Source organism: Lentzea sp. NPDC060358, from assembly GCF_042725365.1.
In the GTDB taxonomy this organism is placed as follows: domain Bacteria; phylum Actinomycetota; class Actinomycetes; order Mycobacteriales; family Pseudonocardiaceae; genus Lentzea.
Map to the genome: position 1 here is coordinate 1 of NZ_JBHXCW010000088.1, position 13,083 is coordinate 13,083.

Sequence of the window (13,083 nt, forward strand, 5' to 3'; positions counted from 1 at the left end):
GTGCGGGAGGGGCCGTCGCTCATCTGGTGTCCGCGCTCACCTGGCGCGCGTGCCCTTGGCCTTGACCAGTTCGGACTCGAACAGCTCCTCCACGGTCGTGAGACCACCGGGCGCCTTGCGGTCGACCTTGGTGATGTACGACTGCGTCGCCGACGGCCGTCCGACCAGCGAGTACCGCAGCGGGCCGGTCAGCCCCTGGGTCTCCAGGCCGTTGATGTCCTGGAAGGCCTTCAGCACGCCGTCGCGCGTGAGGTCGCCCTCCTGGCAGGCCTTCTCGATGACCGCGAGGAACACCTTCGCGACGGTGTAGCCGTGGTCGACGTAGATCGCCGGCTTGTCGCCCGGGTAGTACCGGGTGAAGGCCGCCGCCACTTCGCGCGGACCGGGCTTGCCGCCGGTGAACGGCGCCACCGACGTCACCACCGACACCTGCTTCTCCACGGCCGCGCCGACCGGCGAGTCGAGGATCGCGGTGTCGAAGCCGACCACGTTGACCATGAACGGCACCTCCCACTTCATCGCCGCCGCGACGCCGACGGCCGCCGCGGTCTGGGCGGGGGTGGTGCTCAGCACGACGGCCTTCGCGCCGGCCGCTTTCAGGGCCGCGACCTGCTGCGAGAGGTCGGCGGTGGTCTCGCCGATGGGCTGCTCGGCGACCTTCATGTTCCACTGCTGGCCGACGAACCGGCTGCCCTCGACGGCGTTGTCGCCGTAGGAGCCCTGGACGAACACGTGACCGACCGTGTCGCCCTCCTCGATCACGCCCTTGCGCTTGTAGTAGTCGAGGCCGTTGATGACGTCGAGGTCGTAGGTCGTTCCCACGATCATCATGTGCGGGTTGCCGAGCAGCGACGCCGCCCAGGACGCAGGCGCCGTGAGCGTGCGCGTCTGCATGATGTCCGGCTCGATCGCGGTGGTCATCGGGGTGCCCGCGAGCTCGAGCAGGCCCAGCACCTGGGGTTCCAGGTCGAAGTAGCCGTCGAGCGCCTTCTGCACGTCGTAGGCGTGGTCCTTCTGCTTGAGCTCGATCCGGCGGCCGCAGATGCCGCCGCGGTCGTTGACCTGCTTCAGGTACAGCTCATAGCCCTTGATCCTGGTCAGCGCGGAGGCTTTGAACGGCCCTGTCATGTCGGACAGGATGCCGAGCGAGATCGTGTCGTCGGTAACGCCCGGCCCGGTTTTGACCTGGGCTTTCTCGTCTTCCTCAGCGCCACAACCGGCCACGAGGACGGCGAGCGCCAAGGCGGTGGGCAGTACACGGCGGAAGGGCATGCAGGGTCCTTGTCCGAGTGATCGTCACATACTAAGCGGTAGCTCAGTATCGGGCGGCGGCTCTCGCAGAGGCCCCTTATGTGCTACGGAACACAGATCCGGAAGGTTCATGTGACTACCGCCGCACTACGGAGTGTGCTAGCTCTTCGGTGCCGAACGAAATGAGATACGGCGTTGCCGCTCACATTTCGGGTATCCGGGGCGCATGGCTGATGACGTGATCACGCTCGGAGCGCGCGGCGGAAGTGGTGGAGACCCGAGCGGGTCCACCTGGCCGGAAGGGCGCTGCTCGTGCGCATGACACGGGCACAACAGCATCTGGAATGGTGGCGTGGGAACGACGCGCGCGCTGTGCTGCGCGACGTCGTCACGGCGATGGGAGTACGTGCGTGAACGAGGTCGACGCTGTCGTCATCGGCTCCGGCCCGAACGGCCTGGTCGCCGCGACCCTGCTGGCCGACGCCGGCTGGGACGTGCTGGTGCTGGAGCAGCGCGACACCCCCGGCGGCGCCGTCGCGTCGGCCGAAACCACCGCGCCTGGCTTCACGAACGACCTCTACAGCGCGTTCTACCCCCTCGGGCTCGGATCGCCGGTCATCGGCGCGTTGAACCTCGACGTGCAGTGGCAACACGCACCGGCCGTGCTCGCTCACGTGCTGCCAGACGACCGCGTGGCGCTTCTCTCTCGTGACGTCGAAGTGACGTCGAAGTCGGTCGGCGCGTTCGCACACGTGGACGCTGAACGTTGGCAGGCAGAACACGCGCGGTGGATGAGCATCCGCGACGCGGTGCTCGACTCGCTGATGCGTCCCTTCCCACCCGTGCGCGGTGCTTTGTCACTGCTGCGGTCCGCGGGCGTAGGGGACGCACTGCGCCTCGCACGCACGTTGACGCTTCCCGTGCGCCGTCTGGGCGAGGAACTGTTCGAGGGCGAGGGCGCCCGTGTGTTGTTGGCGGGCAACACGATGCACACGGACCTGGGCCCGGACCAGGCCGGTGGCGCGGGCTTCGGCTGGCTGCTCGCCATGCTCGCCCAGGACGTCGGCAACCCGGTCCCCCGCGGCGGCGCGGGTGAACTGACGGCGTCGCTGGTGCGCCGTTTCGGCGGACGCCTCCAGACGGGCGCGAAGGTCACCGGTGTGCTGCACGCGCGCGGTGTGGCCGTGGGCGTGCGTCTGTCCGATGGCTCCGTCGTGCGCGCACGACGTGCTGTCCTGGCCGACGTCCCCGCACCGAGGCTCTACCTCGACATGATCGGCGCCGACGCGCTCCCGCCGAAGCTCGCCGAGGACCTGCGCCGTTTCCAGTGGGACTCCGACACGATCAAGGTGGACTGGGCGCTGTCCGGCCCGATCCCGTGGACGAACCCGGAGGCGGCGCAGGCGGGCACCGTCCACCTCGGCGGCGACGTGAACGGCCTGGCCACCACGGCCCACGAGCTGGCGTGCGGCAAGGTGCCGCGCACTCCGTTCATCCTGATGGGCCAGATGACGACGACCGACCCGACCCGGTCCCCCGCCGGCACCGAGGCCGCGTGGGCGTACACCCACGTGCCGCTGGGCGGCGCCTGGACCCCGGAGCGCCTGAAGCGCAGGGCCGACCGCCTGGAACTGATGATCGAGGAACGCGCCCCGGGCTTCCGCTCGAAGATCCTCGGCCGCTCGGTGCTGGGCCCGGACGAGATCGGCTCGGTCAACGGCGGCACGTCGGCCATCCACCAGCAGCTCGTCTTCCGCCCGGTGCCGGGCCTGGGCCGCGCCGACACGCCGTTCGACCGCCTGTACCTGACGGGCTCGTCGGCCTGGCCGGGCGGCGGCGTGCACGGCGCGGCGGGCGCGAACGCGGCACGGGCGGCACTCGCGCGGTGGGGCGCGGCGGGCGAGCTGTACCGGGCGCTGATCCAGGGAGCGCACCGGGCGATCTACTGAACGGGCGCGCTCTGCCGGAACTCGGCCGCCTCGGGCTCGAGCACGTACTCGAGCACCTGGCCGGCGTGCTTCTTGAGGAGCTCGCGCACCTCCTCCGGGGTGGCGTAGAAGAACTCGCGGCGCATGTTGACCTGGTTGACCCGCCGGTCGGAGAGCTCGCGGTGCAACGCCGTCTCCAGTGAGACGGCGTCGTGCGAGTAGTAGAGGATGTGCGTGTCGTACCGGAACGGCACGGACGCGTCCCCGAGCTCGAGCACGCGCTCCTCCGGGTGCAGGCGCCGCGTCATGCCGATCTTGACCATCTTCGGCCCGAACGCGCCGAGGTTGCTGATCACGTACACGTAGCCGGCGCGGATGTTGGCTTCCCGCTGGTGCACGCCGTCGATGCTCGCGACCACCTGCTCCAGCTCGGCCTCGAGCTCCCGCGCCGCCTCGAGCTCTCCCTTGTCCAGCAACGCCTTGCGGACGTTCTCGAGGTGCTTGCGCTCCTTGTCGAGCTTCTCGAGCTCGCGGCGGAACTCGGCCTGCGCCTTGGCCTCCTCGCGCAACCGCTCGCGTTCGGCGCGTTCGCTCTCCTTCTCCTCCTGCTTCTTCTGCAGGTAGTCGGCGGTCAGCTCCAGCTCGCGCATGCGCAGCTTCTCGTAGCGGTCGTCGATCTGGATGCTGACCATCTTGCCAAGCTTCTCGATGGCCTCGGCGGCGCGCAGCAGCCGTTTCTTGGCCGCGTCGACGGAGCCGGCCTTCATCACCCGCAGGCTGTTCTCGGCTTCGGTGTTGTACGAGCGCAGCATGAGCTTGCACCAGTCGGCGACCATCTTGGCGCCTTCGCGGTCGGAGCCGTTGTAGCTGAACCTGCTGCTGCCCACGACCGCCGTCTTGTCCTTGATCATCTTCTTCATGGCGTCCTGGACGCGGTCGAGCTCGCGCTTGTACGCCTCGGAGTTCTCCAGCGGGTGGTGGTAGCGGAAGACCCCGGCGTCCTGGAACAGCAGCTCGTCGGTGAACGGGACCAGCGTCCGCTGCGCGACCGCCAGCTCCTCCCGCAACTGGGCCAGGCCCTGCTCGAAACCCTTCCTCTGCAACGAGAGAGCGTCCTCCTGCGCTCGCCGCTCGGCCGCCAGGGTCCCGTCGTGCGCCTGCTTCTCCGCGGCCAGCGCGTTCTGGTGCGCCTGCCGTTCCGCGGCGTGGGTCTGCTGCAGGCCGGCCAGTTCCGCGCGCATGCGGTCGACCTCCTGCCGGATCTGCAGGTGGTCCATCCCCCCGAGCGAGTGCAGGTGCGCCGTCAGCCGGCCGACCTCCGCGTGCAACCCGCCTGCCACCTGTTCCAGCGACACGATCTTCTTCTGCTTGCTGCCGAACATGTGGCCGCTCCCCTGGCGTGACGACTCGTACCGGCGTCATCGCGGGGCAGCTTCCGCCCGTTAGGCCATCCGGAAGAACACACCCGAACGGGGGAATGCGTCACGGTGTGGACAGACGGCCCTTCGCCAAAGCCCTCAGCCGCTGCAAGGTCTCCCGGTTGCGCGGCACCAGCATCGCGTCCTGCACGGCGTTGGGCATCAGCGTCGTCGGACCGCGCACGGCCCGCTCCCCCATCCGCACCTCGGTCAGCGACTCCGACCGCGCCGTCAGCGTGAACGTGATCCGGGCGGCACCCACCGGCCACAGCCGGGCGTCCAGTTCGAGGAGCCTGTTCGGCTCGCAGCGGACCACCTCGGTCGTGTCCTCGATGGTCATCGGCCACGGGCCCACGCTGTGGTGGATCCGCCTGCCCGGTGCCGGCCAGCCGGTGTCGACGTCGCGGATGTGCGACGCGCCCACCACCCAGCCCGCGTAGGACCAACCGTCGGCGAGCACGGCCCACACGGCGTCGATCGGGGCGTCTATCTCCAGGGAAACCTCAGCCACGCCCCAGTGGTACCCGCTGGATCAGGACGCAATCCGGCGGCGGCCGTCCGCCTTGCGCTGCAGGTGGTCGGCGGTGAGTTCCAGCTCGTAGGCCCGCAGGGCCTGGTAGCGGGGTGAGATGCGCAGGGCGAACGTGCCGCTGAGGCGTGCGATCGCCGACGCCGCGCGGTCGAGGCGGCGGCGGGCCGCGTCCAGGCCGCCCGCGCGCAGCATGCGCAGGCAGTTCTCGGCCTCGCCGTTGTAGGAGCGCAGCATGAGCGCCGACCAGTCCTCGACGAGTCTGCGGCCGGTCGCGTCGGAGCCGTTGCAGGTGACCTGGCCGCCGCCCTCGACGGCGGCACCGGTCTTGATCAGCGTCTTCATCTCGCCGTGGATCAGGTCGAGCTGCGCCTGGTGGTCGACGGCCTCGCCGGTGCGGAAGACGCCCGCGCGGTGCAGCACGAGCTCCTCCTTCAACGGCGTCAGCTCGGCCCGCGCGGTCTCGATGCGGTGCCGCAGCGCGGCGAGTTCCGCGCCCGCCGTGGCGACCTCGCCGAGCACCTCCGTGCGGGCCTCGCCGGAGCGGGAGAGGAGCGACTGCAGGCCCTCCACGGCCCGCTCCAGCTCAGCGATCCGGCGGTTCTTGCGACCGAGCACGCGTACCTCCCCAAAGCGGTGACAGGATCGATGCCCGTTCCATCGCTCGGGGGAATCCGCCGTTAACCACCGCGCTAGGCGCTCACTCCATCGAGTGATCCCACGAAGCGAACGAATCCTTCCGGGTCCTCGCTCGTGGCGGACTGCTGCAGGACCACGCTGGTCGCGCCCGCCTCGGCCACCCGCGCGACCAGGTCCGTCACGAACGCGCGGTCGCGCGAGTCGGTCTCGACGTAGACGACGAGGGGGTGCTCGCGGGACGCCCTGATGGTCCTGACCCGCTCCAGGTCGGCCGACGCGTCGAGGATCGTGCCGTCGCCGACCTCACCGGCGAGGTCGAGGGTCTTCATGCCGAGGCCGCCGAGGTAGACGGGCATGGGCGCGGCGGGCGGCCAGTCCAGCGCGACGCCGTCGAGCTGCACGTAACGGCCCTGCGAGGTGACCCGTTCGCCGGCCAGGAGGGCCTTCAGCGCGGTCGTGTACTCGCGCAGCAACGTCAGCGGCGACGCCACCCGCGCGCCGACCTGGCCCATCCAGTCCTGCACGCCGTGCCCGATGCCGATCGTGACGCGGCCGGGGAACAGGCGGTCGAGCGTCGCGGCCTCCATCGCGGTCAGCGCGACGTTGCGCAGCGGCACCGGCAGCAGTCCCACGCCGACCTTCATCCGCGAGGTCCAGGCCAGTGCGGCGGACGCGGCGGCGATGCCGCTCTCCAGGAAGCAGTCCTCCCACAGCCACAACGAGTCCACACCGGACTCCTCGGCCGCCAGGACGACGGAACGCAGGTTCTCGGGCGGGAGCTGGGGCCGGTAGACGGCGCCGAGTGTGGTCACCCGACAACTACTACCGGCCCCGCCCCCGGTTCAGCAACAGGTTCTCAGCAGCCGCAGCTGTGGTAGGTGACGTCCCAGTGGTTCGACTCGAGGTAGTAGACGTTCCCCGCGTTCGACTTCCACTTGTTGCCGCCGATGGACGAGAACTTGCTCTTGACGTAGTTCGTGAGGCAGCTGTTCAGGCGGAAGTCCACCTTGTAGCCGTTCCAGTGCGAGTAGGTGCCCGACGCGTGGCCGGTCTCCGTCCCGCCGGTGATGGTCAGCGAACAGCCCGACGCGCTCTTCAGCGTCTTGGCGCCGGCGATGGTCGTCTGGTTGATCTGGTCGAACGACGTGCAGTTGGACTGGTTGCGGTTGCTGCAGTTCCCGCTCGAGTCCCACCCGATGCCGGCCGCGCTGAGCTGCGCGGTCGCCTGCGAGTGGGTGTACTTGGCCGGCGCCGCCGACGCGACGGACGCGCCCATCAGCAGAGCGGCGAACATCGCGATCACGGCTGCGACCGTGCGAACGAACATGTGCTCTCTCCTCACAGACCGAACAAGGTGCCGCGAAAGCTAGGGAGAGCCGGTAAAGAGACGCCTAAATCGTCCTTAGAACTCCTAACTCAATGAGAGGTTGCGGAGTCGGCGCCAGCAGATGATGCCGCAGGCCAGGCTGAGGAAGGCTTCGTGGATGTCGTCGCGGATCTCCCAGCGGATCCGCAGGCGGCGGAACCAGTGCAGTAACGCAAAGGTCTGCTCAACCACCCACCGGTAGATGCCCAGGCCGGAGCCGTGCTCGTTGCCGCGGCGGGCGATCACCGGCCTGATGCCCTTTGCGCGCACCAGGTCGCGGTACTTGTCGTGGTCGTAGCCGCGGTCGGCGTACAGCGCGTCGGGACGGAAGCGTGGCCGGCCGCGTTTGCCGCGCACCGGCGGAACCATGTCGATCAGCGGCATCAGCTGGGTGACGTCGTTGCGGTTCCCGCCGGTCAGGGACACGGCCAGCGGGATGCCGTGCCCCTCGGTGATCAGGTGGTGCTTCGAGCCCGTTCTGGCGCGGTCGACCGGGCTCGGCCCGGTTTTGGGCCGCCTTTGAGGGCGCGCACGTGCGAGCCGTCGATCACCGCCCGCGACCAGTCCAGTGCGTGCGCAGCGTTGAGCTCGGCGAGCAGGTTCTCGTGCAGTCGCTGCCAGACTCCGGCTTGGTGCCAGTCCCGCAGCCTCCGCCACGCGGTCATCCCCGAGCCGAAGCCGAGTTCCTGGGGCAGGAACTCCCACGGAATGCCGGTGTAGAGCACGAACAGGATGCCGCACAGCACTTTGCGGTCGTCCAGCCGCTTGCGTCCCGGATGGTCGGCGCGACGTGGCACTACCGGAAGCAGCGGCTCGATCCGCGCCCACAACTCGTCGGACACGATCCACGGAAGCTGCTCACCCTTCCTCACGCCGAGGTCAACACGCCGATGATCATCAGCATTCCAAGATCATTCTGTTAGGAGTTCTTAGGCCGTTCTTTGGCGCCTCAGTGGACAGTTCCGGTCGTCACCAGCTGCAAGTCGATCGGAGCAACAATGCGCATTCGCCACGCCGTCGCGGCGACCGCGATCTCGCTGGGGCTGCTGGGAGGTCTGAGCGGCATCGCCCAGGCCTCACCGGAGGGCGCCGCCGAGCAGGAGGTCGGCGTCTCGCAGGTCCAGGCGGCGGCCGGGTACGGCGGCACGATCACCCGCACCGAGGTGATCAAGCGGGCCAAGGACTGGTGGGACCGCAAGATCCCCTACAGCCAGTCCGCCTACGCCTGGGACGTCGGCAAGGGCAAGAAGTACCGGACGGACTGCTCCGGCTTCGTGTCCATGACGTGGAAGCTCACCACGAGCCGCACCACGCGCAACCTGGACGAGGTCGCCACCAAGATCTCCTGGGCGAGCCTCAAGCCGGGCGACATGATCCTGCGCAACGGCCACGTCAAGCTGTTCGAGAAGTGGGCGAACAGCGCCAAGACCTCCGCGTGGATCTACGAGGAGGGCAGCACCGCGACCGACATGGACCACGAGACCGTGTCCGTCTCGTCGCTGAAGAGCGGCGGTTACGCGCCGTGGAAGTACCAGAAGATCAGCGGCTGATCGAGGTCAGCTGATCGCGAGGCCCCACTGGGCGTGCCACTGGCGCACCTCCCCCGACTCCCTGGTGCCCAGTCGCGCGAAGAGCCCGGCGGCCTCGTCCCAGCAGCGGTCCGCGCCTGCCACGTCCCCCCGGCAGGCGTGGACCGCGCCCAGGTCGCGCAGGGTCCTCGCCCGCCACAGCGGGAGGCCGAGGTCGTTCCACGCCGCGATCGCCTCGGTCAGCACGACGCGGGCACCCGCGTAGTCGCCCGCCACGAGCCGCCACTCCCCCAGCGTGCGGCGGACGAGCGCCTCGCCGAACCGGTCGTTCACGTCGCGGCAGCCGTCCATCGCCTGCCGGATCAGCTCCTCCGCGGGGTCGAGCAACCCCTTGCGCAGCAACACCTTCGCCCACGACTGGGCGGTGTAGCAGCCGAGCAGGTCGTCGCCGGTGCCGGTGACCATCTCGTGGGCGCGCCGGATGTGCTCCTCCGCGAGGTCCAGCTCGCCGCGGGCGCGGTGCACGAGCCCGATCCCGCGGGCCGCGAGCGCCTCGCCCCGCCTGCTGTGCGCCGCGCGGTAGCCCGACTCGGCGGTCGCGAGCGTCTCGAACGCGCCGTCGTCGTCGCCCAGATCCCTTTTGATGGAGCCGATTCCGTAGAGCGCGTGCGCGACGCCCTCCGGGTCGTCCGACTCGAGCAGCTCACGGGCGCGGCCGAGCGCCTCCAGCGCGCACGGGTACTCGCCGAGCTCGCGGCAGACCATGCCGACGCCGTTCATCGCGACGGCCTCGCCGTGCTTGTCGCCGATGTTCACGAACAACGTCCGCGCCGTCTCGAACCACGACCGCGCCTCGACCAGGTTGTCGCGCTTGTAGTGCATCTGCCCGAGGCTGCACCGCAGCACCGCTTCGAGCCTGACGTCGCCCGTCTCCCAGACGGCCTCCAGCGCCGCCGTGTGTGTTCGTTCCCAGGCCTCGTACCGGTTCCTGAGCCCGAACCAGGCGAACACCAGCACTTCCGCGAGCCGCGACGCGATCTCCGCGAGGCCGAGCTCCGCCGCGCGTTCGACGAGCTTGACGAGCATCGGCTCCTCGCGCGCGAACCAGGCGTCCTTGTCGGTGGGACGCGTCGCGGTCACCACGACGCCCATCGAGTCCTGGAACCGCGGCACGGCGAGGAAGAGGTGCTCGGTCAGGCCGTCCACAGTGGACAGCGCGGCGACCACGGCCCTGCGCACGACGTCGTCCCGCTCGGGCTGCGGGTCCTCGGCCTCGGCCAGCTCGCGGGCGTGCAGCCGCACCAGCTCGTGCATCCGGTAGCGGGCGCTGCCGACGACGTCGAGCAGCCGCGCGTCGACGAGCTGGTCGAGCACGTCCTCGTCGAACAGGTGCGCCCACAGGAAGCTCGGCAGCTCCGGCAGCCCGAGGAAGCCGAAGACGCGGTAGGCGCCGCGGACGTTCTCGTCGAGCGCCCGGTAGGTCAGCTCCAGGCTGGAGCGCACGGCGAGGTCGTCGGCGACCAGCTCGTCGAGCCGGCTGCGTTCGCTGGACAGGCGCTTGAGGAGTTTGGACACCGGCCAGTGCGCGCGCCCGGCGAGCCGCGCGCCGGTGATGCGCACCGCGAGCGGCAGGTAGCCGCAGAGCCGCGCGACCTCGCGCGCCTGGTCGGGCTCGTCGGACACCCGGTCGTCGCCCAGGATGCGCTTGAGCAGCGTGACGGCCTCGTCGCCGCTCAGCACGTCGAGCGGGACGCGGTGCACGCCTTCGAGCCCGCACAGCCGGCTGCGGCTCGTGATCAGCGTGAGGCAGCCGGGACTGCCCGGCAGCAGCGGCCGGACCTGCGACACGCTCGTGACGCCGTCCAGCACGATCACCACGCGCCGCCCGCCGACGGTGGCCCGCCACAGCGCCGCGCGTTCCTCGGCGGACTCGGGGATGCGTTCGCTGGGCACGTCCATGGCCCGCAGCAACGCGTCCAGCGCGCCGGACGGCGACTGCAGGTCGACGAACAGCTGCCCGTCGGGGTACCGGTCGGCGAGCCGGTGCGCCGCGTGCACGGCCAGCGCCGACTTGCCGACACCCGCGGGCCCCTCGATCCACCACACGCCGCCGTCGCCGTCGAGCAGCCGCCCGAGCTCCCGGTCGCGCCCCGTGAAGTCGCCCGCGTCGCGCGGCAGGTAGTTGCGGCGGCTGTCCCGCGCGCCCTCCAGCACGTCGCGGTAGAGCTGCTGGAGCTGTTCGCCGGGCTCGACCCCGAGCTCGTCGACGAGCACCTTGCGCGTCTCCCGGAAGACCCGCATGGCGTCCGCCCGCCGCCCGGCCCGCGCGAGGGCGGTCATGAGCTGGCCGCGCAGCCGTTCGGCCAGCGGGTACTCGGCCACGAAGATCCCGAGCCGCTCGACGATCTCCGCGTGCCGCCCGAGGGCGAGCTCGGCGTCGACCAGCGCCTCAGCGGCCGCGAGCCGCTGCACGTCGAGCGTCTGCGCGAACACGGCGGGCGCGCCGCGCCACAGCTCGAGCGCCCCGGTGAGCGCGTCGGCCTTGGCCCTGAGGTCGGGCTCGTCGTGCGCCTGCGCCACGAGCCTGCGGAACAGGTGCAGGTCGACACCGCCGGGATCGGCGTTGAGCACGTACCCGGCCGCTCTGTGCTCGACCGGCAGCCCGGCCCTGCGCAGGCTGGAGATGTGCACCTGCAGCGACTTGCGCGCCTGCGGCGGCGGCTCCTCACCCCAGACGAGATCGATGAGCCGGTCGACGGGCACGATCTTCCCGCACTCCACGGCCAAGACAGCTAGGATCTGCGCGGGCTTCGGCGGCACCGAAGGCTCGACCGGCCCGAGAATCCTGACCTCCACTGCGTGCCCCCACCAGTGTTGAAGATTCACAAAGATTCGCACGGCATTGCCAAATTCTGACGCAGGCCGGTACGAACCAGTTCCACTTCCCCAGAAGAGCACTCCAATGGACGCAGAGCTGGATACAACCAGACCAGGGAACTTGCGTCCAGTCGCACTTTCAGCACGGATGAATGTGAAGTTTTGTCCTGGTTTTCACAGGCTCGCTTTGAGCTTCGCGAACTCCTCGACGAGCGCGGGCAGCTGGTAGTGCGCGTTCAACCCGCTCGGGTTGGGCAGCAGCCACACCCGCGCCCCGCCGACGGTGTCGTCCTGGGGCCCGACCTGCGCCTTCTTGCGACCGAAGGCCGACCGGTACACCGTCACGCCGAGCACGGCGAGAACCCCCGGTGAATACCGCTCGACTTTTTCGGTGAGCTCCGCACCGCCCTGCCGCAATTCGTCAATTGTTAATTCGTCGGCTTTGGCGCTGGGCCGCGCGACGACGTTGGTGATGCCGAGCCCCAGTTCAAGCAGCTGTTCCTGCTCGGCCGGCGCGAACTGCCGGGGCGTGAACCCGGACAAATGCAGGGTGGGCCAGAACCGGTTTCCCGGCCGGGCGAAGTGGTGCCCGGTGGTCTCGGAGACGAGGCCGGGGTTGATGCCGCAGAAGAGCACGTCCAGGCCGGGCTTGAGCACGTCGGCGATCATCTGGCCAAGCCTACGAGGTAGGGCCTACCGTGCTGGTCGTGGCCGGTGTGCGCGGGCTTCGCGGTGGGAGGGGTGCGGTGGGACCGGTCCTGTTCCTCGACGTGGACGGGCCGCTGCTCCCGTTCGGCGACGGTGTCCCCGGTGCACCGGGCCTGGCCCGCCTCGACCCGGCGCACGGCCCGCGCCTCGCGGCCCTGCCGTGCGAGCTGGTCTGGGCCACGACCTGGATGGCCGAGGCCAACGCCGAGATCGCGCCCCGGCTCGGGCTGCCGGACCTGCGGATCGCGGACTGGGCCGACGATCCCGCGGCCGAGGAGGCCGACGCGCGCCGCGGCCTGCACTGGAAGACCCGCGGTCTGGTCGCGCTCGCCGGCGGCAGGCCGTTCGCCTGGGTCGACGACGAGATCGGGGAGGCGGACCGCGCCTGGGTGGCCCAGCACCACGGCAGAGCGCTGCTGCACCGGGTCGATCCGAGGCTCGGGCTCACCGACGCCGACTACGTCGCGCTCGACACCTGGCTCCGGTCCTCGGCCACGACCGCGGTGGCACGCGGGACGCGGACCTAAGCCCCCGCCGGCACCCGCGGCCGCGGCGTCCACATCGTGTACCCCGCCCTCCGCGCGTCCTCCGGCGAGTGGAAGAACGCGTCGCCCTTCATCCGCTTGTAGTACGGCGACTCCGGCGTGTGGAACATCATCGTGCGCGAGTTCGCCTTGATGGCGGGAGCGGGGACGGCGGGCTCCTCCATGATCGACAGCGGGGCGGAGACGATGGTGGTCGAGGTCTCGCGCGAGCGCATGGTCAGCCAGGTCAGCACCACGCCGGCGAGGAACGCCCCCGCGCACAGCAGGAACATCTGGAAGAAGAACCCGAACAA

Annotated in this window: 13 protein-coding genes; 3 read left to right on the forward strand and 10 right to left on the reverse strand. The window is 70.1% G+C overall.

What is annotated here, in order from left to right:
• Positions 1–36: 36 nt before the first annotated feature.
• Positions 37–1,272, reverse strand: coding sequence for an ABC transporter substrate-binding protein (locus tag ACFWGZ_RS19965; RefSeq protein ID WP_382453027.1), 1,236 nt, complete (start codon positions 1,270–1,272; stop codon positions 37–39).
• Positions 1,273–1,661: 389 nt separating this feature from the next.
• Between ACFWGZ_RS19965 and ACFWGZ_RS19970 the strand changes: the two genes are divergently transcribed.
• Positions 1,662–3,200, forward strand: a complete 1,539-nt coding sequence (locus tag ACFWGZ_RS19970) for a phytoene desaturase family protein (protein ID WP_382453028.1) — start codon at positions 1,662–1,664, stop codon at positions 3,198–3,200.
• On the opposite strand, the gene ACFWGZ_RS19975 is transcribed toward ACFWGZ_RS19970, so the two are convergent.
• The 6 genes from ACFWGZ_RS19975 to ACFWGZ_RS20000 all read right to left on the reverse strand — a co-directional run bounded on the left by ACFWGZ_RS19975 (position 3,194) and on the right by ACFWGZ_RS20000 (position 7,976).
• The gene (locus ACFWGZ_RS19975) at positions 3,194–4,561 is read right to left on the reverse strand and encodes a DUF4041 domain-containing protein (RefSeq protein WP_382453029.1); all 1,368 of its coding nucleotides are present in this window, start codon (positions 4,559–4,561) and stop codon (positions 3,194–3,196) included. The genes ACFWGZ_RS19970 and ACFWGZ_RS19975 overlap by 7 nt on opposite strands.
• A gap of 100 nt (positions 4,562–4,661) precedes the next feature.
• The gene (locus ACFWGZ_RS19980; protein WP_382453030.1) at positions 4,662–5,108 is read right to left on the reverse strand and encodes an SRPBCC family protein; all 447 of its coding nucleotides are present in this window, start codon (positions 5,106–5,108) and stop codon (positions 4,662–4,664) included.
• Positions 5,109–5,129: 21 nt separating this feature from the next.
• Positions 5,130–5,744: a DUF4041 domain-containing protein gene (locus ACFWGZ_RS19985; RefSeq protein ID WP_382453031.1), complete on the reverse strand. Its 615-nt coding sequence runs from the start codon at positions 5,742–5,744 to the stop codon at positions 5,130–5,132.
• Positions 5,745–5,818: 74 nt separating this feature from the next.
• A complete protein-coding gene (locus ACFWGZ_RS19990; RefSeq protein WP_382453032.1) occupies positions 5,819–6,577 on the reverse strand; it encodes an LLM class flavin-dependent oxidoreductase in 759 nt (252 codons plus the stop codon).
• 44 nt (positions 6,578–6,621) lie between these two features.
• On the reverse strand, positions 6,622–7,092 hold the full coding sequence (locus ACFWGZ_RS19995; protein WP_382453033.1) for a hypothetical protein: 471 nt from the start codon (positions 7,090–7,092) through the stop codon (positions 6,622–6,624).
• An 84-nt stretch (positions 7,093–7,176) separates the two neighbouring features.
• Positions 7,177–7,976 (reverse strand): IS5 family transposase gene (locus tag ACFWGZ_RS20000; protein WP_382453053.1). Its coding sequence is split into 2 segments (ribosomal slippage): positions 7,177–7,643 and positions 7,643–7,976, totalling 801 coding nucleotides; the frame shifts between segments, so codons are not numbered across the junction.
• Positions 7,977–8,129: 153 nt separating this feature from the next.
• Here ACFWGZ_RS20000 and ACFWGZ_RS20005 point away from each other — a divergent pair.
• Complete coding sequence (locus ACFWGZ_RS20005; protein ID WP_382453034.1) at positions 8,130–8,681, forward strand: NlpC/P60 family protein; 552 nt, start codon at positions 8,130–8,132, stop codon at positions 8,679–8,681.
• A gap of 6 nt (positions 8,682–8,687) precedes the next feature.
• On the opposite strand, the gene ACFWGZ_RS20010 is transcribed toward ACFWGZ_RS20005, so the two are convergent.
• Both ACFWGZ_RS20010 and mug read right to left on the reverse strand, forming a co-directional pair.
• Positions 8,688–11,618, reverse strand: a complete 2,931-nt coding sequence (locus ACFWGZ_RS20010; protein ID WP_382453035.1) for a BTAD domain-containing putative transcriptional regulator — start codon at positions 11,616–11,618, stop codon at positions 8,688–8,690.
• A 93-nt stretch (positions 11,619–11,711) separates the two neighbouring features.
• On the reverse strand, positions 11,712–12,206 hold the full coding sequence (mug, locus tag ACFWGZ_RS20015; RefSeq protein WP_382453036.1) for a G/U mismatch-specific DNA glycosylase: 495 nt from the start codon (positions 12,204–12,206) through the stop codon (positions 11,712–11,714).
• Positions 12,207–12,283: 77 nt separating this feature from the next.
• On the opposite strand from mug, the gene ACFWGZ_RS20020 reads away from it, so the two are divergent.
• A complete protein-coding gene (locus tag ACFWGZ_RS20020; RefSeq protein WP_382453037.1) occupies positions 12,284–12,772 on the forward strand; it encodes an HAD domain-containing protein in 489 nt (162 codons plus the stop codon).
• Here the strand turns inward: ACFWGZ_RS20020 and ACFWGZ_RS20025 are convergent.
• Entirely contained in the window at positions 12,769–13,083 is a 315-nt protein-coding gene (locus ACFWGZ_RS20025; RefSeq protein WP_382453038.1) for a hypothetical protein, read from the reverse strand. The two genes, ACFWGZ_RS20020 and ACFWGZ_RS20025, sit on opposite strands and share 4 nt — an antisense overlap.

Bases quoted from the DNA above. Each gene is read 5' to 3' on its own strand.
- ACFWGZ_RS20005 (WP_382453034.1), top strand. From the start codon at position 8,130: ATGCGCATTCGCCACGCCGTCGCGGCGACCGCGATCTCGCTGGGGCTG.
- ACFWGZ_RS19995 (WP_382453033.1), bottom strand. From the start codon at position 7,092: ATGTTCGTTCGCACGGTCGCAGCCGTGATCGCGATGTTCGCCGCTCTG.
- mug (WP_382453036.1), bottom strand. From the start codon at position 12,206: ATGATCGCCGACGTGCTCAAGCCCGGCCTGGACGTGCTCTTCTGCGGC.
- ACFWGZ_RS19975 (WP_382453029.1), bottom strand. From the start codon at position 4,561: ATGTTCGGCAGCAAGCAGAAGAAGATCGTGTCGCTGGAACAGGTGGCA.
- ACFWGZ_RS19965 (WP_382453027.1), bottom strand. From the start codon at position 1,272: ATGCCCTTCCGCCGTGTACTGCCCACCGCCTTGGCGCTCGCCGTCCTC.